This window comes from Bradyrhizobium sp. UFLA03-84 (genome assembly GCF_002289535.1).
In the GTDB taxonomy this organism is placed as follows: domain Bacteria; phylum Pseudomonadota; class Alphaproteobacteria; order Rhizobiales; family Xanthobacteraceae; genus Bradyrhizobium; species Bradyrhizobium viridifuturi.
Genome location: NZ_NSJY01000017.1, coordinates 1 through 21,739 on the forward strand (window position 1 = coordinate 1; position 21,739 = coordinate 21,739).

Sequence of the window (21,739 nt, forward strand, 5' to 3'; positions counted from 1 at the left end):
CGTTGAAGTGCACGTCTTCCCCGGCGTGCTCCACGGCTACATGATGCGGGCCAGCCCATCCTTCGATAGGATGGCACATGATTTTTCGATCAGGCGCGCCCGCGAACTTTTTGGAGGTCTCCAGCCGGCGGATCGTTGAAGCAATTGGGTTCAATGTTCGCTTGAGGTCACAAGCGGGCTTCGCCGCGTTGATCCTCGAGCGTCTGCTAACAGTTCGATAGCCCTCATCAACAGCGTCGGAGGCGAAGAAGGCCGTAGTATGGCTTCGGGTTTCGTAGCTGTCGGCGGCGTCACAACGTCCGCTCGCGATGCATGGTCTTGATGATCACCCCATGCGCCTGAGCATTATCTCGCGCCCAGCATTGACCCGGCCAGTTGGCAGGAGCTGCCTCGTGCGCCAACCCCGTCCGTTGGAGCGTGCGCAGCCGCCCTATCTGCGCAGCCTACCAGGCTGGATCTCTTGTCGGCCTTTACGCTTAGCTCGAGGCGCTATTGGATACGTCGAGCAGGATCGCCCAGTCGAGGGTGCGTAAACCGCTGGGCCAAGATACCCTGCTAAGGCTTGTGCGCGGCCTTGATGTCCGCCTTCGGGCCAGGCTGGCACGCGACGAGACTTACGGCCCGTGCGCGCAGGCCCTGAGAGATAGTCATGAGCGATCACGAGGTCGCCGTCCTTGCCTCGCACCACGACATAGCGCTGGCCTTTGCCTCAGGCCCATTCGGCAATCGCATGTATGCGACCGATGCGATAGCGTGCACGAGCCGGACATTCCGTCCGCAAGACCCGCGGATACGTAAAGCCCGCACACCGCTGGCAAGACGCAGACGCAATTGGCGAATGAAGCGATCAACTTGAGCTGCAACTGGCGCCATCGCGGCCTACGATACCCCCAACACTTGGATGTGCAGACAACGACTTACCTGCGCTTAGGCGCCAGTGCTTTTATCTTGCTATGCGCCCTACCTACTCCGCCCCAAGGCTTCATTGGTCTGGCTTTGCTCAAATTGCCAAGTCGAGCCACCGCATGATCGATCGCAGCGACATGAAATCGAGCCTTTCGCTCAACAGACGAAGAGCAATTCGAACCCTCAGAACAAGCGCGGATACGTCGCCGACGCTCGTGAGAGCTGACGAAATAGCACCTCCGGAGATCGAAAATCCGAGTCCAATCCGACGCAAAATTCCGATCTCTCAACCCAAATCATCGATCCAAAGTCCGCCTGGCTGATCGCATTTTTCAGGCGGCGAAGCCCCTCCTCTGACCGCAAAATTCTCTTCTTCTCCTTCCTGAAGCGACGCAAGCAACGCAGAAAAGCCCCGCCTCCGAGGAGGCGGGACCGTTGATCCGATGCGATCAATCTCCGCTGCGGCGCGACCAGATCAGGCTGAAACCCTCCTCGCCTTCGACCTTGACCAGCGAGGCGTAGATCGGAGCCGGGAAGCTCGGATCGTCGAGCTTGACCGAGAGATATTCGCGATCGCTGTCGCGAACGGTCTTCTTCCAGGCGGCGCCGAATTCGGTGGAACCTGCAAAGATGCGGTAATCGGGAGCCTTGTCGTTGTCCATTTCGGACGCCGTGAACTTGGCCTTGATGTTCAGCGTCAGCGTCTTGATCGAGCCGGTGTAGCCGTTGTCCGAAGCGGTGAAAGTGCCGATGGTCGCCATAATAATCTTCCTCTGTTTTGCTCGGGCCGCGCCCATCGCAGCCTCGATGGCTGTCCTTGGCCCGGGGAGCGATCGGCCCGCAGCCGTAAGGCCCGCAGCGCCAGCGGAGGACGACGAAAGCCTGCTTTTTTGTGTTGCGCGAGGAATGCCGCCACCAGGCCGGCAGGGGAAAAAAGCAGGCGTGAGCTGTTGCGGGAAGGCGATCGAGGCTCTTGCCGTCCCCCGGGCCTGATCAGCCCATTCGAGGGTGCGTTGGACGCAAGCCCGTGCGCGAACTGACGGGGATTTTCATGGCTGCCAACGCCCAGCGCAGCACCGGAAAACGGCAGGATCAATCAGGAAAAGCCAACGTCTGTTCATTAGTGGCAAGGACGATGACCGGGCAAATGACCGCGAACCCAACTGCATTTTCGTGTGAGGGACCGACGTCGCCGCCAGAGTTTTCCGCTGGACTGCGCTCTCGACACGCGTGGTTCGGACGCGACCAAAGCGACCCAATTTATCAACTCGCCCCCCAAAGAGGGCCCGATATGGTGACTGCAGGGGTGTGGTAACGGCCTGGATTCCGCGGATCGTGGGCCGCATTTGCGCAAGGTAAGCGCGGCTGAAGTTAGAGCGGCGCTTATGGGAACTAGAGCGCGACTTGTGCATATATCTGCGTGAGACATTGCGCCCACGAACTAACTTCATTGATCGTCATCAATCAATTTGGATGACCATGACAATTGCAGAGAAGATAGTTCGCGCTGTTCGCGAGCAGCCAGGCCTGACCGAGCGTCAACTTGCCGACCGCATCTTCGGCGAAAATGCCGCGATCCAGCGCGTCAATCCGACGTGTCGAAAGCTGGTTGCGCAAGGCCTTCTCTTGCGTCGTGGGCAGGGATGGAGCGCCGATCCGTTTAGGTACCACCCACCGAGCACACCGGGTTAACGCACCAATTATTCGGGCCGCTTTCTGGTCTTTTTCTTCTTGGATTTGATGACATCTGCCTGCGCCCGATAGGCCCGCGCCATGGCCTGAAACCCCTCAGCCGTCTCAGGGTCGCGAGCGGAAACTGCCGCGCGCTGAGCCTTGTCAGCCTGCTTGCGAAGGGACTTAATCACCTTTGCCATAGTAGGTTGGTCCTAGTGAGGCACGTACTCGTAGGCAACGAGCGCTCCGAGTCCGATCATGGCAACCAAGACTGCTATAGCAAGAACGGATTGCGGGCGCATGTCGCTTCCCTCAATTCCAAAGTCTATGCGCCAGAGATTACCCCAGAGGGCGCCAATGTGAAACAAATGTTCCGGTGGGTGCTCATCGGCACGCTTATCATCCTGTCTCTGACGACGGTTCTAGCCAAGACGAGCTTGGGGGCCGGTCAAGACGAAGACGTATTGTTCGCCATCCAGGCTGCTTCGCTTCTCGCGTCAATCACCGCTGCGGCGGGCTTGTTGGGAATGCTAAACCGGCCCGACACGCGCTAGGGCGGAGCCAGCATCCTTTCAATGTACGCATTGACGGTTTCGGCGAACTCGCGTCGGTCTCCAACCACGGCATCGCGCTGCTTCAGAACGCCATCCTGAAGTAAGCGAAGGCCGCTCCGCCGGGCAGCCACCGGCGTTGCTTCCAGATATTCGTTTATCGCGCGCTCAGCCAACGGGATACCATTCGCATCGCCCTTGGCGATCAACCGGCGCAATATCTCGAGACAGTTGTTCAGATGTGGCATGAGTCAGTTTTCCTCCAGCACGCCTGTTCACGGTCAAATCGGCGCTGGATGCCTCGTGGCGTTCACGCAACAATACCGTGGATTCGTGGACGGGCCAGCGCGGGTAGTCGCCACTTTGCCTCGCCCCAACCGACCGCGCACCATCAGGTGCGCGGGCGCAATTTTGAGCTCGCCGGGACTGTCCTTGCGGCCCCGGCTCACCCTCCTACTCCGGAGCTTTTGAGCAGAAATCATTGCTTTGCACCTCGTCTGGCGCCTCGGCCTGCTTCTCCGTCTTGGCCGCCCGCAGCAAGGACAGCAGTCAGTCGGTTGGCGCCAACAACTGCTCAGCGGCCGCCGCCATCTCGGCCGTTTCCAGTCCCGACAAGCGCTCGGCTGCGTCGTCGGTGACCCTTGGCGGACAGCCTCAAGGATGCCCTCTTGGGTGACGCGGAAGAGATGATCGAGCACCGTCGATCGCTCGCCGGAACGATATCAACGTGCCTAGGCCAACATGATCAATCTTCCTTTTGCTTCCATGGGTGCAAGGCGCACTACGCGCCTGCACCCCTGCCCGTCGGCGAGGCCGGGGGTAGCAAGTGCCAGGGCGACCGGAGCGGTGGGGGCTCGCCCGCCCGCAAGGGCCGCTCGCAAGAGCGGGTCTGCACGGGCGCATGCCAGTCGTGAGAGAAAGTAAAAGACATTCGAAAGTCCGGAAGACCGGGGAGACCGCTCGGGGCGGCGCCGGCGCCAGCCGGCGCTTACCCTGGCGCGCGCGAGGGGCGGAGCCCATTAGCGCTCAAGCGTGAGATTCTTGGGCAGCTCAGCGGAAGTGAAATCAAGCCAAGAGTGAACAAATCAAAAAAGCAGCCGAAGAGAGGGCAGTGACAGCGACGCGGGCGTGCAATGACCGCGGGCACCGAGGCGACTGCGGTCGCGAGACCGGCAAACAAGGCACCCGAGCGCGGGACAGTGATAACGACGCCGGCATGCAATGACGGCGGGACCCGCGAGCGAGTGCCTCCGGCGAGCGACACATTATCATCTCTTACTTGCGCGAGGGAGCGAACCCGAATGGCCGAGACGCCAGGCGGCTCGGTTTGCGAGAGCCCGCTGCGGCCACTGCCGCACGCGTCGAAACAATTGGCTGACGGACGCTCAAGCCTGTGGCAGCGGCACTTCCTCTGTAGCTTTGGTTTGCGCGTCGTAGACCCTGACGCGAAGGATGGGAAAGCGCTTCTTCAGCTCCGCCGCTCCTGCCCAGGCCCCGTCTCTGGTTTCAAATTCAGCTTTTAATCGACCGTCGACTTCGAGGGCATAGCCAGAGGCAGGCAATCTACGAGCAGCAGCAACCATTTTCGTCCCTAGTATATTGGGCTCATCGGCGATACCTGCTTAGCGTGAGTCGGCCGGATCGTACCAGCACGTGGATAACCGGGGTTTTCTATGACCTCCGTAGATATCACAGCACCCAAGGATGCAGGTTTTGCGCCGATCAGAATGAGCGCCCACTTGAACCAGGACGTGCGCTCATGAAAACACGTCCACTTTGCCCTCAAAAAGGCGACACAGAAGCGATCTGAATGCATGTCGGCGTTGGGCCATGAGCCGACATGCCCTCGCCAGAGGCAATTCCCGAATGTAGCCTCGCTGTTCAGTTTTTCTCGCTGTTTGGGCTAATGTCTCGACCCACCGGTTCGTCATTCAAATGGCGTGCGAAAAATTTCTGCATTGTGTTGCGACTGCTCTCGGTCGCTTGCTTGTTATAACCCAGGGTGTGTCCGAGATATCTATATGTTGATCTTGGCTGGTCAAACCCATGATAGGCGTTCGGAAGAACGACAAGCTCTAGCTCCCCTCCTGGCAGGCGCTTAGTTCTCTTTGCTTCTTCGCATTCGGAAGCCGGCGTCCAATCATCCTTGGCCCCCACAAATATGAGGACAGACGATTTCAACTGGATCCCATTTTGGATCATCTTGCAATTTGGATAAAACGCTGCGACAGCGCGAAACCCTCGAATGTCGCTGGACTTCATCGCGGCCGCTAGAGCCACGCTGGCTCCGTGGCTCATTCCGGCGGCAAAGAACTTGTTTTTGTCGATCTTAGGATGTTTCCGCAAAGCTTCCTGCGCGTTGAAGAGATCGTCAACTCTGAAATTGAATGACCCATCCGGTCTGGGGCAGGCCTGATCGGCGGTAATCTTTCGCGCCGTAAAGCTATCTAGGATGTAGGTTGCAAAGCCTGCGCCGTTGAGCGACTGAGCATGCGCCGACAGAGCAGCTTTCCCTGATTTGTCCAAACCTCCGCAAGCATGCAGCAAGATGACAACTGGAAAGGGTCCTACTCCGCTTGGAAAGGATAGCTCTCCACCTATCGTCGTTGCGAACGAGGGCGCAAACGGGCTTCTGCTCTCAAACTTGAAATTCTCAGCTTCTGCAGGCAGGGCAGCGCCGGCAAAAAGGGCACACAAAGCTGCGTAAGCGAAGAGCGACCTTGGCGGGTATTTCATGTTCCCTCAGTCCCTTGATTATTGCCTAAGATTGCTTCGGAGGTCGCGAATATCAATGCGGCTTAGGCTAAACAAGCCCGCTAGTCCGCCCAGCGGTCCAAGATGTCCGCGTCGGGTCACAACGGCCCGCCTGATCTAGGTCGGCTCACCTTCCGAAAGCGGGCAGTGCGGCGCGCTGAGCAAGAGTCGGCTACGGGCCAACAGCAGACAACGACGTCAGGGGCGTTGGCCGCTCGCGAACTGAAATTCAACTTCAATCTCTACGGGTCCACCCGTGTCTCCAAGACTGGTCTGAACTTCTTTGCGGACCGCATCTCGCACGGATTGAGGGAGCGTTAGATAAGCTTGCCCGGTCGACGCGCCGCCGCGTTCAAAGGGACCGAAATAGTCATCGAACGAAGGCAATCTGAACCGATGGGCCTGCCTCGATATTTCGATATCTCGGAACCCTGCACTTTCGAGCAAGTATCGCAGGCGAGTCGCGTCTCCCAATGAAAACGTTCTTGCCGTCGCCTCACTGATCGAGGGCAAGTGCTCGGCCATGACCGCGTTGATCCGGCCGTTGTAGGACCTTTCGGGTACCGTAAGAACGGAGGCCGCAGCGCGCCCACCCCGACGAAGCACTCGCAAGAACTCTGACAATCCGCGCGAGGGATCGGGGAAGAACATCAGCCCAAGGCTGCAGATCAGGGCATCGAAACTGCCATCAGCAAACGAGAGAGATTGACCGTCCTCCGCAGCAAAGGTGACGTTTGGCACAGAGCCTCGTCGTTGCCTTGCCTGTTCGACCATGGCTTCTGACAGGTCGGCGGCGACGACATGACCAGTTGGTCCGACTACGCGGGCGCATTCCACTGCAGCCAGCCCCGTCCCCGTCGCGATGTCGAGGACCTTCATGCCGGACGCAACGCCGGCGGCACTCAGGAGGAATGGTAAAAAATGGCTCGATACATGGGCAAACGCGCGGTCGTACTCAGCAGCGGCCTCGTCGTGGTAGCCGAGATCTGTTGCCATTGTACCCCTCGGACCTGGTTCACCGTTCGGCTGAGATCATGCCCCGCGGAACCAGCAGGAGCAAGAATGCATTCAGTTGACGACGTGCCGTGCGAGGTCTGCTCAGGGTCAAAAGCGGTCGATATGGCCGAGCCAAGCGACTTCCGCTTCGCTTCAGAGCGGACCTCTATGGGTGCGCGCCCTAGCGCGATCCATCATCGGGAAGTTTGATCTAGCGTCGACCAAGCTCAGGCGATGAGGGCTAACTTGAGCCTCCCCGTTGTTCGATCTCAATGAAAAATGATCACTAGGTTCTTATGTGATCGCTCTGTCCCACTTTGATTCTAGCGCCTTCCAGATATCGCAACCTGCACCAGGCTGCTTCTACGATCAGTGGAGCGATCGCGGAGAGTCATGGTTATATGAATGTCAGTTGCTCCGTCACGCTTGTATCCACTCCCTTCGATGTCGAAAGTTCGATTCACTGAGGCAGACGTCAGGCGTGCTGTTAGAGGTGTCCTCGACAGCGGTGGCAAAGTCGCACGAGTCGAGATTTGGCCCGACGGACGCATTTCTGTGTTGATAAGCGAAGAAAGATCGATTCCAATCGATCCTGAGGACGACCCGGAGGTGTCCAGGAGTTTGTTGTGATGAGAGTGGGACGTTCGGCGCTGCCGCTACCTCGCTACACGAGGCGCAAACGCCTTCAGAACGGGAGCCTTGCCTATTTTTTTGACGTGCCGACATGGGCACGCAAAAAGGGGTGTCCGGTCAAGAACGAACCACTCGGGACCGACTACGGTCTGGCCGTGCAGCGTGCCGAAACGATCTTGCTGCCGGCTTTCGACAGCTGGCTGACGGGTGGCGATGACGCAAATCCGGTAGGCATCGGAGTGGTGATCGGTACGCTCGACTGGATGTTTCACGAGTATCGCCGAACGTGGAAGCAGAAGACTGCAAAGCGCCTGCAGCCTCTGAGTCCTGGTCAATGTCGCGTGCATGAAACCGGCATCAAGATGATCTGCGAATACATGTTGAAGGACGGAAGGCGCCTGGGCACGCGGCGCGTCTCGAGTATCGATACCGCGTTTGCGGACGACCTGTTCGAAAAGCTGCTCTACAAAGATGTCGACGGCGCGAAGGTTGAACGCCGCACGACCGTGAACCATGCGATGAAGACTGCTCGCGGTGCATGGAATACGATCTCGCGCGCACACCCTCACCTGTTTCCGGCGAAGAACCCGTTTGAGAAGATGGGCCTGCAATCGACCTCGCGCGAAACGCCACATGCCAACTTTGACGAGCTAGCAGCATTCCGCGCAAAAGCGATCGAGTTGGGCTATTCCTCATTGGCAACCGGCGTCCTGATCGGTTGGGAATGGCTTCAGCGCAAGGCCCATATCTTCATCCGGTTCATGGCGGAGCACTACCGCCCGGAAAGCCGGCCAAACCACGTCTACGTCATCAACTACAAGACGAGCACCGGCTCTTGGGAGCCACTCTTCGATAAAAAGGGTAAGCCGCTCTATCCCTTGCTGATGGCTGAGCTCGACGCCATAAAAGCACTGCGGCCAACGGGCGGCCTGATGCTGCGCCGGGATGGCAGCAGCTTACCCTGGAGCGGCAAGGGCGAGATGCTCACTCAAGTCGAGCGCATTTCGAAGAAGATCATTCTGGCCGCGGGCTTGCGTCCTGAGCTGACCTTCACCTCGTTCGGCCGGCATGGCGGGACGACGGAAGCGAGCACGTCGGGCCTCACCGAAACGCAGCTCATGAAGAAGGGCCAATGGTCATCGACCAAAGCGATGGCGCACTACCTCCATCATGACGATGAGGCCAAGCAGGACGCACAGATCAAACGCATCAAGCGGCGCAAGCAAGCGGCCAGAAAGTGAACATTTGTCGGAATGGATTCGGCGGCCTTGTCGGAATGAAAATCAGAAAATCCGATAAGTACTTGAAATCATTGGAGCGGGTGAAGGGAATCGAACCCTCGTATTCAGCTTGGAAGGCTGCTGCTCTACCATTGAGCTACACCCGCATCGAACGATCCCCTAACACGGCCCGACGGCCGCCTCAACTGCCTCGGCCGGCGTGCTTGTGCACCGGTCCACGGCAATCTGCCCGCGCATTGCGCCCGGTTCCTGGCCCGGATCGGACGGATCCGCGGCCTTAACAGCGGCAGATTCGCCACCTATATTGCTGGTCCCATCAACAAAGAAAGGAGGTGATCTAGTGTCTTGTCTCAAGCGCTGTCACCTCGCTGGGATCGCCCGCTAGGCGCTGAGTAATCAGCCTGGCATCGGGGCGCTCTCAGCCCTGGACCAGCGAGACATCAACATCGGGGGCGCGGCGGAGGCAACTCCGCCGCGCCTTTCTGCTGTTCGGGCGTCCTGCTGTTCGGGCGTCGCGAATCGGCGCCGCCATGCGACCTGCGGGCTACGTTGTCGCAGCACAAAAAGTAGCCTGATCCGCTACAGATGAAATGTCGGCGCGGGCGGGCGCGAGACGTCCTAGAGCATGATCCGGAAAAGCGCGAAGCGGTTTTCCGGACCGGTCATGCTCGAACATCAACGCGCTTCAGCGCCTGTCGCATCCGAAATGAGGAGTTCACTAGATGCTTTATGCCATCCTGGCCTATCACGTCGAGGCCGAGGTCAAGTCGTGGAATGCCGATGAGGACGCAGCCGTCATGGCGGGTCTGCGCGAGGTCCGTCAACGGCTGAAGGGCCGACTCGGGCCCGCTGCGCGGCTCGACGAGACCCGCAAGGCCAGCACGTTGCGCGGGCCTGGCCACGGCATCGTGATCGACGGCCCGTTCGCGGAGACCAAGGAGCAGCTGCTCGGCTTCTACGTGATCAACTGCGCCGATGAAGCCGAGGCGGTCGCCGCGGCGCGCGACCTGCGCAGCGCCAATCCGTCGGCCGTCTACGAGATCCGCCCGCTTAAGCTTTACACCCCCGGTGCACCGTTTCCGGAGACCGCGGGCCCGAGCGACGCGTAGCGATTGTTCAGCGGCTGGAGCGCTTCGGCAATTTCGGCAGCTTGCTCGGATCGAACTTGGGCATCGGCAGATCCGGCGGCGGCTCGGGCGGCGCCTCGTGGCTCGGCATCAGCGTGACCTCGAAGGCGAGATCGGGCACCGCATCCGCCCTGCCCTTGCAGATCGCGATCGCGCCGCTGAAGACACCATCGAGCCGCACCACGAGATCGTCGGTGCCGAACACGGTCGCATGACCTTCGGAATGCCGCCGTGTAGTGAGAACCGCAGAGAAGCGTTCGCCATCGACCTCGTAGGTGCCGCTGTAGAGCATGATGGCATCGCTGCCCCACAGCCTGCCATCGGCCACGTGCACGATGCCGGTGCCGTCAGCGAGCGGCGTGCGAAACCACGCTGCATAGGTGCCGTTCTTGAGCATGGAGCTCCCTTGCTCCGTTTCACCCCAAACGATCTGGGCACCGTTGCGTTAACAGGCGGTGAAGGAACCCGGATTCAAGCAGCGTGCCTCGCTCATTGGCCGTCGATCTGCCGTCCCATGATAGCGATCGCCTTCTGATAGACCCCTGCCGCGTTCCATGCCTCGATCGCCGCGAAATTGGGTTCCCCGGGCTGATAGCCGGCGCCGGCGCGCCAGCCATTGGCGCGCAGGAAATTCGCCGTCGAGGCCAGCGCATTGGCGGCGACGTCGAGATTGCCGACGCCATAGGCGAGGACGTTCTTCGGCATGAACTGGGTCTGGCCGATTTCACCATGCATCGAGCCGCGCGTGCTCCCGGACAGACTGCCGCGGTCGATCAGCTTGAGTGCGGCATAGAGCTGCTCGGTGAAGAACTCCGGACGCCGGCAGTCATAGGCAAGGGTCGCGATCGACGACAGCATGTTCTGGTTGCCGCGCTGGCTGCCGAAACCGCTCTCCATGCCCCAGATCGCGATCAACGGTCCCGGCGGCACGCCGTAGCGCTGCTGGATTGAGGCAAACATCGCCGCCTGCGACTGCTTCAGCGAACGGCCGCGCGCCACGATCGTCGCGGATCCCCGCTTTGCCATGAACTGCTCGAGCGACAGGCCGAAGCTGCGCTGGCCGCGATCCGCGGCGATCGTCGCGCTGGCATAATGCGCCTGCATCAACGCGTCGACCGCGGTGGCGCCGACGCCCTTTGCCCTCGCCTCGCCGGCAAACTGCCCCTTCCAGGCTTCGAATCCGCCGGGCCCGTTGCCGCACTGCGCCGCGTTCGCCTTCGTGCCCAGCGTTGCAACCATCGCGACGATGGCGAGCGCCGACGCCGCAATCTGCCAGCCCCTGATCATCCGAAACCTCCTCCGAAATTATGCCGCCGCCCCCGCGGGCGCGGCGCTGACGATGGCCTGCCATAGATGACCCGGCGATGAACGATCCGCCTCAGATTCGGCCGCGGATCGTCACGATATGTCGGCTGTGACGGATTGGCCATCCCGGCCGGTGACAGCTATGCCGCATCGATGCCGCGTGACGGCGTCACACCCATCACTGTCGTCCCTGCCCTGGCGAGCCGAGCTCTCCCGGTTCGTCGTCCCGGCGAAGGCCGGGACCCATAACCACCGCATGCGATGGCGAACGGGATCGCGGCCCCGGCGTCGTGCAACAATTGAGATTTGGGGTAATGGGTCCTGGCTCCCGTGCGCAATTGCGCACTAGGCCAGGACGACGACGAGGATGGCTCTCGACTCCAGATGCCGCACAACGCGGTGCCATCGCCCGGTCGAAGACGCGCTAGGGCACCTCGCCTCGCCTTATGGGGCCAACGGTCTGCGGGCGGTTGAGGAAGAACTCGCGGTTGCCGAGTGCGGTCTCCGCGTACTGGTCGATCGCAACGATGATCGCCTGCACGTGGTGAAAGCACCAGCCTTCCCGCGTTGCCATGTGGCGAACCTCGGCCAGCGCCTTGATCCAGGGCGCGTGATCATCGCTGTCGTGGAAATACCGAAGCGGCTCTCTCATCTTTCCTCCGGCAGATCACGTCTTCCAGTTCGGCGCGCTTGCGCGACAGCAAAAGCTGCGCAGATGCACCGTCGCGCCCGGCGCGCCTGAGCCGGTTCACGGACGAATCGAGTGCGCGCAATTCGGCGCGCAGCCGCTGCACCTTGACCGCGTCATCACGCACGCGCTTCGCCGGCGACGAGCTCTTTCTTCGCCGCGCGAAGAAAGATGGGCGTCGCGGCCCGGCGGCGCGGAGCAACGCTTGCGTGCACGATGATCGGGTCGCGGTCGCCCAGCACGGCCCGCTCTTCGACCAGACGGCTCATCACCAGGCGCATCTTCAGGAGGTCCCCGGCAACGAAGGCGCAGTCCTCGTCCCGGTCGATCTGCTGTCGCATGATCGCCTCGGCCTCGAGCATGCTGACGCGCAGCGCCCTGATTTGCCTGCGAATTTCGCTGATACGGTTGTCCATGGCGACCTCCTATTCACGGTGGAGGGCAATTAGAACAAAACAAGAACATCAAGTCAAGTGGCGACAAGCGGCGGAGCTACCGTTGCGGATGGTCATCGAAACGCGATCAGGCGAGTTCCTCCCGCCGGAACCGCTGCCATCATCATGTGCACGAACTCAACGTAACGATGTTCGATGCAACGAGATCCGCCACCGACCAGCACGCAGGGCCGAGGATCACGCGCACGCGCAAAGCGCCGAGACGCGGCGCGCAGCGAAGGCGCGACAGACCGTCACAGCGGACGGTCTCCGTCATTTTGCCGCTTCCTCCTCACAGCATATGCGCGTCGTCACGCTCCGAACACAGGCTGCTGCCGCGGACAAACAGCCGACATATGGCTGTGGAACAATGCACCATTAAAACTTGTCTACCTAAGTAGACAAGTTAGAATAGGACGAGATTCTGTTTCGATCATTGCGCTGTACATGACCAAGTCCTCCAAACTGGTGGCCGCGAAACGCGGCAAGGTTCTTCTGGTTCGACGCCGATCTGACGGGCTGTGGATGTTCCCCGGCGGACGCAGACGCGCGCGCGAGACCGGGAAGGACTGCCTCAAGCGCGAGATCAAGGAAGAGCTGCCGAAGCTCAAGCTCGGCAGGCTCAGCCTCTGGAAGGAAGTGACGGCCAGGAACAAGCGTTCCGGCCGCAGGATGAGCGACGCGATCTTCATTGCCAAGAACGCCAAGGGACGCTTGGCGATCGGCGACAAGAAGGAGATCGACCGCGCCGCCTGGCAGAAGCCCCGCGGCATTCGCCTGACGGCGACCTCGCGCTACATCCGCGACCGGCTGTTTCCGAGAAAGCAGCGGAGCCGCAGATAGACCGCGGCGCTGATTTCGGCGCCGCGATCCGGCGATTGTGCCGGCATATCGTGCTGATTTCTTGAGCTTCACGCCCCATCGACGCGTGCTAGGAATGACGTGATCCGCTTCGTATCGGGCCACGACATGAGCCAGAATCCGCCAGAATGACCTTTCCCTCCAACCGCCAGCGGCGGCTGTTCAGAATTGTCTCCGCGCGCTGGCAGCGCCGCGCCCTCTTCCTGTTGGGCGGCATTGCGGTCGGTGCGGCGGCCGTAGCGCTCGCGCAGCTCGCGGACCTGGCGCAGATCGCCTTCAATGCGGTGGTATCCCGCTTCCATTATGTCTCACTGGTGCTGACGCCCGCCGGCTTCGCGCTGTCGGTGTTCCTGACCAATCGCTTCTTTCAGAACGCACAGGGCAGCGGCATCCCGCAGGCGATCGCTGCGCGCCATCTGACCGACCAGACCGCGCGCGAAAGCCTCGTGTCGCTGCGCATTGCGGCCGGCAAGATCCTGCTGACCCTGTTCGGCCTGCTGTGTGGCGCATCGGTCGGGCGCGAGGGGCCGACGGTGCAGATCGGCGCGTCGATCATGTTTGCGCTCGGCCGCTTCTCGCCCCGCCGCCAGCCCGGCCTGATCCTTGCCGGCGCCGCCGCGGGTGTCGCGGCGGCCTTCAACACCCCGCTTGCGGGAATCGTGTTCGGCATCGAGGAAATGAGTCGCGCCTTCGAGACACGAACCTCCAGCCTGATCATCGGCGCGGTGATCGCCGCCGGCCTGACCTCGCTCGCGCTGATGGGCAACTACACCTATTTCGGCACCAGCGCGACGGCGCTGCGCAACGGCGCCGACTGGCTCGCGGTCCCGCTCTGCGGCGTGGCCGGAGGGCTGGCGGGCGGCCTGTTCAGCCGCGTCCTGATCGCGATGGCGCGCGGATTTGCCAATCCGGTCGGACGCATGATCAAGCGCTACCCGGTCGGCTTCGCCGCGACCTGCGGACTGGCGGCGGCGATCTGCGGGATTGCGTCCGACGGCGCGATCTACGGCACGGGATATCAGCAGGTGAAGTCCGCGCTCGAGGCCGGGTCACAATTGCCCGCGAGCTTCAGCGTATGGAAATTCCTCGCGACCACCTTTGCCTCGATCAGCGGCATGCCGGGCGGCATCTTCGCGCCTTCGCTCGCGGTCGGTGCCGGAATAGGCTCCAATATCGCGCCGCTGTTTCACGGCGCGCCGCTGCCCGCCATCATGCTGCTCGGCATGGTGTCGTATTTCGCCGGCGTGGTTCAGGCCCCGATCACGGCCTTCGTGATCGTCACCGAGATGACTGACAACCACGCGATGGTGGTGCCGTTGATGGCCGCGGCCCTGATCGCCCATGCAAGTTCGAAGCTGATCTGCAAGGAGGGCGTCTATCACGCCCTCGCCAAGGGATTCATCGACCGGGCTGCGCCGGCGCAGAAGACGACGCCGGCCTGAAGACGCCGTCAGCCGTTATAGGCAAACAACTCGATCGGCTCGCTGAATCCGCGCACGGCATGCTCACCGACATGTTCGAGCGCGAAGTCGTGCTCGACGAGATCGGCGAAGCCCCGAGACAGCAGCACGTTCCTCTTCAGCTGCTTGGTGAGGGTTTCAAGCCGCGACGCCATGTTCACCGCGGGACCGATCACCGTGAAGTCGAGCCGGCTGCGCGACCCGATATTGCCGTACATGACGTCGCCGACATGGACGCCGATGCCGTAATTCATCGGTGCCCGCCCCATCATGCTGTTCTTTTCGCTCAGCGCCGCCATCGCCTCGCGCGCCTCGGACACCGCGTGCAGCAGGTTGGCGCAGGCCCTGCGCTCGCTGAGCGGGAAAATGGCAAGCAGACCGTCGCCGATGAATTTCAGGATTTCTCCGCCATGCCGCGCGATCGGCTCCGACATCGCGTCGAAATAGTCGTTGAGGAGATCGATGACGTCGTCGCGCGGCCAGGAGTCCGAGATCCGGGTGAAATCCCGCAGGTCGCAGATCATGATCGCGGCGCGCACCGTCGTCCCGCTGCCGCGCCTGGTGGCGCCGGCGAGGATCATCTCGCCGGCATGCGACCCAACATAGGTCTCGAGCAGCGTGCGGGCCAGCCGGTTCTTCATCCGGATCTCACTGACCAGCGCCAGCACCGGCAGCACCTTCCGCAGCTCGGCGATATCAGCCTCATCGAAGCCGCCGGCGCGGTCGGTCGCGAAGGTCACGACATGCCGCTTGCCGAGCGTGTGCAGCAGCGGCCACGCCACATAGTCGGTCAGGCCCTGCGCGCGCATGTCGTCATAGAGCGCGTGCTTGCGGCCCTGTGAGGGATCGCGTTCGAGGCGCTCGCGCACCTCGGTGGCGCCTTGGTGGATTTCGTAGACCGGGCTGCCGATATATTCCGAGCGCTGCTGGACATCGTAGTCGACCCGTGTGATCTCGGCCTCGCGCTTGCCGTCGGCCCAGATGATCCGGGCGCCGAGCCATTGCGGGTGCTGGATCAGAAGGTTCATTGTCGCCCGCTTGAGGGGAATGCCGGTGCGCTGCAGCCGGATGCACAGCTCGGCGAAGATGTTGTCGATAAAACGCTGGTCGCGCGTCTCGTTGGTCAGCCAGCTCACCACGTCGCCGTCGGACTGCGGCGTGACGGATTCGATGTTGGGCACGTTCATGGCTGGCTCCGGAGCGACGGGTTGGCAGACGATATGTCGTGCTTCCGCCCGGCCACGTCAACGCTGCCAGCGGTATCGTGATCGCATGTGCTGGGTGGCCGGGACGCGCTACCGGCCTGCCCAACCCCGTTCCGGGCAACCCGCCGCCGCTCAACTGGTTAGCGATCGATTAATTGCAGCGCGCGGACGTTGCATCGCGGGCACACCGCGGCGTGTTTCGTTGCGCGCGATACAAGCTTCATTTGTCGGCTCACAGAGAGTCACATAGCGTAACGCATATCCGCTGTCGGCGAAGGTTTGCCGGAATGCAACCTGCCGGGCAGCGGCAAGAACAAGGGGCTGAGCACCATGCGCGAATGCATCGGGGCTGCGACGGTCGCACGACACGTTGGTGACACCACACTCAATGCGCGCCGGATGGTACCCCCGTCCCGCACACGCGCAGATATCCATCGGCTGCTGTTGCTGAGCGCCTCAGTCGCCGCACTTTCGGCGCTGGCGCCGGGCTCGGCGGCGGCGCAGACCTGGACCGGCGCCACCAGCAACGACTGGACGGTGGGTTCGAACTGGTCCGGTGGCGCGGCGCCGACTTCCGGAACTAGCCCCAATATCGTGGCCGGTTCAACCGTCGTTCTCGGCGTGAACCCTGGGGCGACCAGCACGACCGGCAATATGGCGATTCGCGACGTGGCTGGCGGAACGACCAGCCTCACGATTCAAAACGGCGCCACGCTGACTGCCAATCTTAATGTTTCGATGGGCGATGTCGCAGGTGGGTCCACAAATCTGACGGTGACGGGCGCCGGATCGCAATTCATGACCGGCGCGCTCACCGTCGGCACCACCGGCACGGGCGTCGTCAACGTCACGGACGGCGCGACCCTAAGCACCTCCGCCAGAATCATCCTCGGCACTCCGGTTGGGGGCACGGGCACCCTCAACGTGCGCAACGCCACGGTGATACTGGGCGGCTTTGGCTTCACCATCAGCAATGCGGGCGGTCAGATCAACTATGACAATGCGACAATCCGCGCGCGCATCAACACCGCGAACGCCACGGCTGGAACAGCGGCGCAGAACAACATCGCCGCCGGCGGGCTGACCGTCGATACCAACGGGTTCACCGTCGTCAGCAGCGTTGGCTTCAGCGGTGTCGGCGGATTGACCAAGACCGGCAACGGCAATTTCATCTTCGGTGGCAGCAGCACTTATACCGGCGAGACGGTGATCCAGCAGGGATCGCTCTCGCTGTCCTCAGCCGCGGGCTCCGGCAACGCCCTCGCCAGTACAAGCCGGGTGGTCAATAACGCGATCTTCGATATTTCGCTCACGAATGACCCCAGCGCGCACATCCAGAGCCTCGCCGGCAGCGGCGCCGGCAGCGTCATGCTGGGCACCAAGGACCTGATCATCACCAACGGGCACGACAGCTTTGCCGGAACGATCAGCGGCACCGGCGGCGTGCAGCTCACCGCCGGCACGCAGGCATTCTCCGGCGTGCAGGCCTACACCGGCGCCACCACGATCACGGGCGGCACGCTGGCGCTATCAGGCGCCGGCGACATTTCCGCGTCCAGCCAGGTGATCGCCAACGGCACGTTCTCGATCGCCGCCCTTTCCGGCGCGGGCACCAGCATCCAGCGACTGTCGGGCTCCGGCGCGGTCGATCTCGGCGCCAAGACGCTGACGCTGACCGCTGCGAACGACACGTTCGCCGGCGTGATCGGCGGCAGCGGCGGGCTGACGCTCGCCGGCGGCACCGAGACGCTGTCCGGCGCCAACACCTATGGCGGTGTGACCACGATCTCGGCCGGCACGCTGGCGCTGACGGGCACCGGGTCGATCGGCAATTCCAGCCGTGTGGTGGCGAATGCGGCGTTCGACATCTCCGGCCTCGCGGGGTCAGGCACCAGCATCCAGAGCCTCGCCGGAAGCGGCAATGTCGCGCTCGGCGCCAAGACGCTGACCATCACCAACGCAAGCGACAATTTCGCGGGCGCGATCGGCGGCACCGGCGGGCTCGCGATCAGCGGCGGCACCCAGACGCTGTCCGGCGTCAACAGCTACAGCGGCGCGACCACAGTCACGGGCGGCACGCTGCAAGCCGGCGCGGCCAACGCGTTCAGTGCCGCGTCCGCCTTTGTCGCCAATGCCGGCGGCGCCTTCGACCTCAACGGCTTCGACCAGACCATGGCGTCGCTCGACAATGCCGGCACCGTGCGATTTGGCACAGCACCCGGCACGACGCTGACGGTCGCCGGAAATTATGCCGGCAATGGCGGCACGCTGCTGTTCAATACCGTGCTCGGCGGCGATGGCTCGGCCGCCGATCGCCTGATCGCGGGGAGCACGTCGGGCACTTCGACCGTGAGGGTCAACAATGTCGGCGGCGGCGGCGCGCAGACCAAGGACGGCATCAAGCTGATCGACGTCACCGGTGCCTCCAACGGCAGCTTCACGCTGGCCGGCAATTATTCGCTGCAAGGACAGCAGGCGATCGTCGCCGGCGCCTATGGCTATACGTTGCAGAAGAACGGCATCTCGACGCCTTCGGACGGCGACTGGTATCTGCGCTCCAGCCTGGTCAATCCGGCAACGCCGATGCCGGCCGGCCCGCTCTACCAGCCCGGCGTGCCGCTCTACGAGAATTACGCCCAGGTGCTGCTCGGCATGAACGCGTTGCCGTCGTTGCAGCAGCGCGTCGGCAACCGCTATTGGGCCGGCAGCGGCGGCCCGAGCGAGGCGATGGCGCGGATGGGCGTCACGCCGGCCGCGCAGGCCGACAGTTCATGGACGCAATCGGCATTCTGGGGCCGCGTCGAGGGCGGCCAGACCAGCTTGCGGCCATCGAACACCACAGGCTCGACCGCGAACAGCGATGACTTCAAGGCGCAGGCCGGGCTCGACGGCCTCGCGCTGGAGAACAGCTACGGCCGCCTGATCGTCGGGCTCACGCTGCAATACGGCCTGACCACGGCTTACGTGAACTCGTTGTTCGGCAACGGCCGGATCCGGGCCGAGGGCACCGGCGTCGGCGCCACCGCCACCTGGTACGGCGACAACGGCGTCTACGTCGACGGCCAGATGCAGACCATGTTCTACCGCGGCGATCTCACCTCCGATCTCGTCGGCAGCATGACCCACGGCAATGAAGGCCTGGGCTATGCGTTCAGCGTCGAAGGCGGCAGGCGCATCGCTGTCGGCAACGGCTTCTCACTGACCCCGCAGGCGCAGCTCGCCTATTCGAAGGTCGATTTCGATGGGTTCGCCGATCGCTTCGGCGCACAGATCTCGCTCTCCAATGCCGACAGCCTGCTCGGCCGCATCGGCCTCATGCTCGATCACCAGAAGAGCTGGTATGACGGCACGAGCATCGTTCGCTCCGACCTCTACGCGATCGGCAATCTGCACTACGAATTCCTCGACGGCAGCAAGGTCGACGTCTCCGGCACCAGCTTCGCCAGCGCCAACGACCGGCTCTGGGGCAGCCTCGGCGGCGGCGGCAGCTACAGCTGGGCCAACGGCCGCTACACTGTCTTCGGCGAAGCGACCTATCGCGCCAGCCTGCAAGATGCCGGCGACAACCACAGCTACAAGGGCACCGCGGGTTTTCGCGTGGTGTGGTGAGCGGATTTGACCTGAAGTACGCCGGCGATCCTGGCGACGTACGCCACAGCAAAATCTATCGCTCGCCGATTGCGCTGCCTCGCAGGCATCCGACAGTCCGACTCGTCAACGCGGCGAGCGCCTCGAGGCGCCGACAACGGCAATCTGCAACGTCCCCTCGAAAGAATTGACTTGCATCAATCGGCGAGCCCCCGATCGGCAGGCGCCGATCGGCTTGCGCAAGCTCCGTTTGATCTCACGCAACTCCCCTCCGTCCGCTTCCCTTAGTCTGTAGGCGGAGATTGACCATGAACGAATCATATCTCGTGATCCTGGGGTTCGGCATCCTCATGCTTCTCGTTCCGTCCGTGCGAGGCAATAGAAAATGGCAAACATCACGGGCATTGCTGGCAGCCATCGCGCTTGCGACGGGCATCAGAAGCAGCGCCGAACGGCCGCCTGCAAATGCGGAAGCCGAGGTCCAGCAAGCCCGACAAGTTATCAATGCGGCATGGCCCGGCACCGGATCTCACGCTTGACACCCTTTCGATTGCTCTTCGCGCTCTACGCCCTGCTGTCTTGTGTCTACGCCGACAGCGCGATGGCGGCCGTCACCATCCGCATTCAACTCTCAGCGCAACAGATGGACGTCTCCGTCGATGGTGACCATTTCGCCACCTGGGCGGTATCGACCGCGCGCCCCGGATATCAAACCCCGGTTGGGACGTACACGCCGTATGTTCTCGAGCGGATGCATTACTCCAGGCTCTACAACTACACACCAATGCCGTATTCGATCTTCTACGATACCGGTTACGCCATACATGGGAGCTACGAGACCAGCAGCCTTGGCCGACCCGCCTCCCACGGCTGTGTCAGGCTGAGCCCAGCCCACGCACAGGTGCTCTTCCAACTGATCGAAACACAGGGACGGGCCAACACGACCATCGAAATCATTCGCTGACGACGGAATGATGCCGCACCCGCGACGCCAGACTCCGGCTTGACGCGCTCTGCTGACAACCACCGGGCCCGCTTCGCCCGAAAACGCTCTACCCGCCGAGCCGGTCGACCTCGGCCTTGCCGGCTTTCATCACCATCGGGATGTGCTCGCCCTGGCCGAGCAGGCACGCCACGTCGCGCAGCGGATTGCCCTCGACCACCAGCAGGTCGGCAAACGCCTCCGGCGCGATGCGGCCGAGCTTGCCTTCCATGCCGAGCACCTCGGCGCCAATGACCGTCGCGCTGGCGATCACCGCCTGCGGGCCGAGCAGTTCGGCACGGATGCGGAACTCGTCGCTCTGCAAACGCTGCGACGGTCCGAGCAGATCGGAGCCGTAGCCCATCTTGACGCCGGCCTCGCGGTAGATCGCGAGCGAGCGCAGGCCGGCGTCGCGCACGTCGGCGACCTTGGCGACGCTCGCCGCGGGCAGGCCGTATTTCGCGCCCTCGTTCGCCAGCGCCTCATAGGTGACGAGGGTCGGCACCACATAGGCGCCCTTCTCGGCCATCAGCCGCGCGGTCGGCAGGTCGACCAGATTGCCGTGCTCGATGGTGCGCACGCCGCAGCGCACCGCGCGCTCGATTGCTTCCGCGGTGTAGGCGTGGGCCAGCACATAGGTGTGCCGCGCCTTCGCCTCGGCGACGATGGCGCGGATCTCGTCCTCGGAATAGCCGTAGGCGCCGATCGGATCGGTCGGTGACGCGACGCCGCCGGACGCCATGATCTTGATCTGGTCGGCGCCCATCTGCAGCTCCTCGCGCACCGCCTTGCGCACCGCATCGACGCCGTCGACGACGCGCGCGATCGCGCCGACGCGCACGCAGCAGGAGCAGGTCGGATCGGCCAGATAGTCCGAGCGCGCCCGCCCGTCGCCATGGCCGCCGGTCTGGCTCAGCGCGCGGCCGGAGACGAACAGCCGCGGCCCGTCGGTCAGGCCGGTGTCGATCGCCTGCTTCAGCGCATAGCCGGCGCCGCCGGCATCGCGGACGGTGGTGAAGCCGCGCTTCAGCATGCCGCGCAACAGCATGGTCGAGCGCAACGTCACCAGCACGTTGGCCATCCGGGCCTGCTGCGACAGGTCGAGTTCGACGGCGACCGCATGCACATGCAGGTCGATCAGGCCGGGCATCAGGGTCTTGCCCTTGAGATCGATGACCCGATCGGCCGAAGCGTCGATCGGCCGATCCGACACCTCCTTGATCAGGCGATCCTCGACCAGCACGTGGTGCCCTTCCAGCAGATCGGAGCGCAGCGGATCGAGCAGCGCGGCATTCTTGAAGAGGATGGTGGACATGATTGGATCTCCTGTCAGG

The 21,739-nt window shown here is 62.7% G+C and carries 20 protein-coding genes and 1 tRNA gene; 7 read left to right on the forward strand and 14 right to left on the reverse strand.

Going from position 1 to position 21,739, the window contains the following annotated elements:
- Positions 1-1,355: 1,355 nt before the first annotated feature.
- The 6 genes from CK489_RS32560 to CK489_RS32585 all read right to left on the reverse strand — a co-directional run bounded on the left by CK489_RS32560 (position 1,356) and on the right by CK489_RS32585 (position 6,881).
- Complete coding sequence (locus CK489_RS32560) at positions 1,356-1,667, reverse strand: DUF736 domain-containing protein (protein WP_095735217.1); 312 nt, start codon at positions 1,665-1,667, stop codon at positions 1,356-1,358.
- 703 nt (positions 1,668-2,370) lie between these two features.
- Complete coding sequence (locus CK489_RS41540) at positions 2,371-2,523, reverse strand: hypothetical protein (RefSeq protein ID WP_158226529.1); 153 nt, start codon at positions 2,521-2,523, stop codon at positions 2,371-2,373.
- Positions 2,524-2,606: 83 nt separating this feature from the next.
- Complete coding sequence (locus CK489_RS41545) at positions 2,607-2,780, reverse strand: hypothetical protein (RefSeq protein WP_158226530.1); 174 nt, start codon at positions 2,778-2,780, stop codon at positions 2,607-2,609.
- Between the two features lie 350 nt (positions 2,781-3,130).
- Positions 3,131-3,379 (reverse strand): hypothetical protein, encoded by a 249-nt coding sequence (locus CK489_RS32570; RefSeq protein WP_095735219.1) that lies wholly within the window; start codon positions 3,377-3,379, stop codon positions 3,131-3,133.
- Between the two features lie 1,633 nt (positions 3,380-5,012).
- On the reverse strand, positions 5,013-5,867 hold the full coding sequence (locus tag CK489_RS32580; RefSeq protein WP_095735221.1) for a dienelactone hydrolase family protein: 855 nt from the start codon (positions 5,865-5,867) through the stop codon (positions 5,013-5,015).
- A gap of 216 nt (positions 5,868-6,083) precedes the next feature.
- Positions 6,084-6,881, reverse strand: coding sequence for a class I SAM-dependent methyltransferase (locus tag CK489_RS32585; protein WP_095735222.1), 798 nt, complete (start codon positions 6,879-6,881; stop codon positions 6,084-6,086).
- A gap of 629 nt (positions 6,882-7,510) precedes the next feature.
- On the opposite strand from CK489_RS32585, the gene CK489_RS32590 reads away from it, so the two are divergent.
- Positions 7,511-8,755: a site-specific integrase gene (locus CK489_RS32590; protein ID WP_245350576.1), complete on the forward strand. Its 1,245-nt coding sequence runs from the start codon at positions 7,511-7,513 to the stop codon at positions 8,753-8,755.
- Positions 8,756-8,827: 72 nt separating this feature from the next.
- Here the strand turns inward: CK489_RS32590 and CK489_RS32595 are convergent.
- Positions 8,828-8,901, reverse strand: a tRNA-Gly gene (locus CK489_RS32595).
- Positions 8,902-9,477: 576 nt separating this feature from the next.
- On the opposite strand from CK489_RS32595, the gene CK489_RS32600 reads away from it, so the two are divergent.
- Positions 9,478-9,864 carry a YciI family protein gene (locus CK489_RS32600; protein WP_095735223.1) on the forward strand — a complete coding sequence of 129 codons (387 nt, stop codon included), beginning with the start codon at positions 9,478-9,480 and terminating at the stop codon, positions 9,862-9,864.
- A 7-nt stretch (positions 9,865-9,871) separates the two neighbouring features.
- On the opposite strand, the gene CK489_RS32605 is transcribed toward CK489_RS32600, so the two are convergent.
- The 5 genes from CK489_RS32605 to CK489_RS32625 form a co-directional block, all read right to left on the reverse strand.
- The gene (locus tag CK489_RS32605) at positions 9,872-10,279 is read right to left on the reverse strand and encodes a hypothetical protein (RefSeq protein WP_095735224.1); all 408 of its coding nucleotides are present in this window, start codon (positions 10,277-10,279) and stop codon (positions 9,872-9,874) included.
- A gap of 92 nt (positions 10,280-10,371) precedes the next feature.
- Positions 10,372-11,121: a lytic murein transglycosylase gene (locus tag CK489_RS32610; RefSeq protein ID WP_430649128.1), complete on the reverse strand. Its 750-nt coding sequence runs from the start codon at positions 11,119-11,121 to the stop codon at positions 10,372-10,374.
- Between the two features lie 490 nt (positions 11,122-11,611).
- Entirely contained in the window at positions 11,612-11,839 is a 228-nt protein-coding gene (locus CK489_RS32615; RefSeq protein ID WP_050625673.1) for a hypothetical protein, read from the reverse strand.
- On the reverse strand, positions 11,802-12,002 hold the full coding sequence (locus CK489_RS32620; protein ID WP_094193586.1) for a hypothetical protein: 201 nt from the start codon (positions 12,000-12,002) through the stop codon (positions 11,802-11,804). Before CK489_RS32620 ends, CK489_RS32615 begins: the two co-directional genes overlap by 38 nt.
- Positions 11,995-12,291: a hypothetical protein gene (locus CK489_RS32625; RefSeq protein ID WP_095735225.1), complete on the reverse strand. Its 297-nt coding sequence runs from the start codon at positions 12,289-12,291 to the stop codon at positions 11,995-11,997. Before CK489_RS32625 ends, CK489_RS32620 begins: the two co-directional genes overlap by 8 nt.
- A 465-nt stretch (positions 12,292-12,756) precedes the next feature.
- Between CK489_RS32625 and CK489_RS32630 the strand changes: the two genes are divergently transcribed.
- Positions 12,757-13,152 (forward strand): NUDIX hydrolase, encoded by a 396-nt coding sequence (locus CK489_RS32630; protein ID WP_050625671.1) that lies wholly within the window; start codon positions 12,757-12,759, stop codon positions 13,150-13,152.
- Between the two features lie 146 nt (positions 13,153-13,298).
- Complete coding sequence (locus CK489_RS32635; RefSeq protein ID WP_095735226.1) at positions 13,299-14,612, forward strand: chloride channel protein; 1,314 nt, start codon at positions 13,299-13,301, stop codon at positions 14,610-14,612.
- An 8-nt stretch (positions 14,613-14,620) separates the two neighbouring features.
- Here CK489_RS32635 and CK489_RS32640 read toward each other — a convergent pair whose 3' ends face one another.
- Positions 14,621-15,817, reverse strand: coding sequence for an adenylate/guanylate cyclase domain-containing protein (locus CK489_RS32640; protein ID WP_095735227.1), 1,197 nt, complete (start codon positions 15,815-15,817; stop codon positions 14,621-14,623).
- A 417-nt stretch (positions 15,818-16,234) separates the two neighbouring features.
- Here CK489_RS32640 and CK489_RS32645 point away from each other — a divergent pair, with 417 nt between their 5' ends.
- The 3 genes from CK489_RS32645 to CK489_RS32650 all read left to right on the forward strand — a co-directional run bounded on the left by CK489_RS32645 (position 16,235) and on the right by CK489_RS32650 (position 20,387).
- Complete coding sequence (locus tag CK489_RS32645) at positions 16,235-19,444, forward strand: autotransporter family protein (RefSeq protein ID WP_158226531.1); 3,210 nt, start codon at positions 16,235-16,237, stop codon at positions 19,442-19,444.
- 287 nt (positions 19,445-19,731) lie between these two features.
- Positions 19,732-19,962, forward strand: coding sequence for a hypothetical protein (locus CK489_RS41940; protein ID WP_198961081.1), 231 nt, complete (start codon positions 19,732-19,734; stop codon positions 19,960-19,962).
- Positions 19,959-20,387 (forward strand): L,D-transpeptidase, encoded by a 429-nt coding sequence (locus CK489_RS32650; RefSeq protein ID WP_244485870.1) that lies wholly within the window; start codon positions 19,959-19,961, stop codon positions 20,385-20,387. Before CK489_RS41940 ends, CK489_RS32650 begins: the two co-directional genes overlap by 4 nt.
- Positions 20,388-20,475: 88 nt before the next feature.
- Here the strand turns inward: CK489_RS32650 and CK489_RS32655 are convergent, their stop codons facing one another.
- Entirely contained in the window at positions 20,476-21,720 is a 1,245-nt protein-coding gene (locus CK489_RS32655; protein WP_050625667.1) for a metal-dependent hydrolase family protein, read from the reverse strand.
- Positions 21,721-21,739: the final 19 nt, after the last annotated feature.

What these genes read in the sequence shown, in the direction of transcription:
- CK489_RS32560 (WP_095735217.1), bottom strand. Translation starts at nt 1,667, where the DNA reads ATGGCGACCATCGGCACTTTCACCGCTTCGGACAACGGCTACACCGGC.
- CK489_RS41940 (WP_198961081.1), top strand. Translation starts at nt 19,732, where the DNA reads ATGAACGAATCATATCTCGTGATCCTGGGGTTCGGCATCCTCATGCTT.
- CK489_RS32600 (WP_095735223.1), top strand. Translation starts at nt 9,478, where the DNA reads ATGCTTTATGCCATCCTGGCCTATCACGTCGAGGCCGAGGTCAAGTCG.
- CK489_RS32625 (WP_095735225.1), bottom strand. Translation starts at nt 12,291, where the DNA reads ATGGACAACCGTATCAGCGAAATTCGCAGGCAAATCAGGGCGCTGCGC.
- CK489_RS32605 (WP_095735224.1), bottom strand. Translation starts at nt 10,279, where the DNA reads ATGCTCAAGAACGGCACCTATGCAGCGTGGTTTCGCACGCCGCTCGCT.
- CK489_RS32645 (WP_158226531.1), top strand. Translation starts at nt 16,235, where the DNA reads ATGGTACCCCCGTCCCGCACACGCGCAGATATCCATCGGCTGCTGTTG.
- CK489_RS32585 (WP_095735222.1), bottom strand. Translation starts at nt 6,881, where the DNA reads ATGGCAACAGATCTCGGCTACCACGACGAGGCCGCTGCTGAGTACGAC.
- CK489_RS32615 (WP_050625673.1), bottom strand. Translation starts at nt 11,839, where the DNA reads ATGAGAGAGCCGCTTCGGTATTTCCACGACAGCGATGATCACGCGCCC.
- CK489_RS32640 (WP_095735227.1), bottom strand. Translation starts at nt 15,817, where the DNA reads ATGAACGTGCCCAACATCGAATCCGTCACGCCGCAGTCCGACGGCGAC.
- CK489_RS32590 (WP_245350576.1), top strand. Translation starts at nt 7,511, where the DNA reads ATGAGAGTGGGACGTTCGGCGCTGCCGCTACCTCGCTACACGAGGCGC.
- CK489_RS32610 (WP_430649128.1), bottom strand. Translation starts at nt 11,121, where the DNA reads ATGGTTGCAACGCTGGGCACGAAGGCGAACGCGGCGCAGTGCGGCAAC.
- CK489_RS32570 (WP_095735219.1), bottom strand. Translation starts at nt 3,379, where the DNA reads ATGCCACATCTGAACAACTGTCTCGAGATATTGCGCCGGTTGATCGCC.
- CK489_RS41545 (WP_158226530.1), bottom strand. Translation starts at nt 2,780, where the DNA reads ATGGCAAAGGTGATTAAGTCCCTTCGCAAGCAGGCTGACAAGGCTCAG.
- CK489_RS32655 (WP_050625667.1), bottom strand. Translation starts at nt 21,720, where the DNA reads ATGTCCACCATCCTCTTCAAGAATGCCGCGCTGCTCGATCCGCTGCGC.
- CK489_RS32630 (WP_050625671.1), top strand. Translation starts at nt 12,757, where the DNA reads ATGACCAAGTCCTCCAAACTGGTGGCCGCGAAACGCGGCAAGGTTCTT.
- CK489_RS32580 (WP_095735221.1), bottom strand. Translation starts at nt 5,867, where the DNA reads ATGAAATACCCGCCAAGGTCGCTCTTCGCTTACGCAGCTTTGTGTGCC.
- CK489_RS32635 (WP_095735226.1), top strand. Translation starts at nt 13,299, where the DNA reads ATGACCTTTCCCTCCAACCGCCAGCGGCGGCTGTTCAGAATTGTCTCC.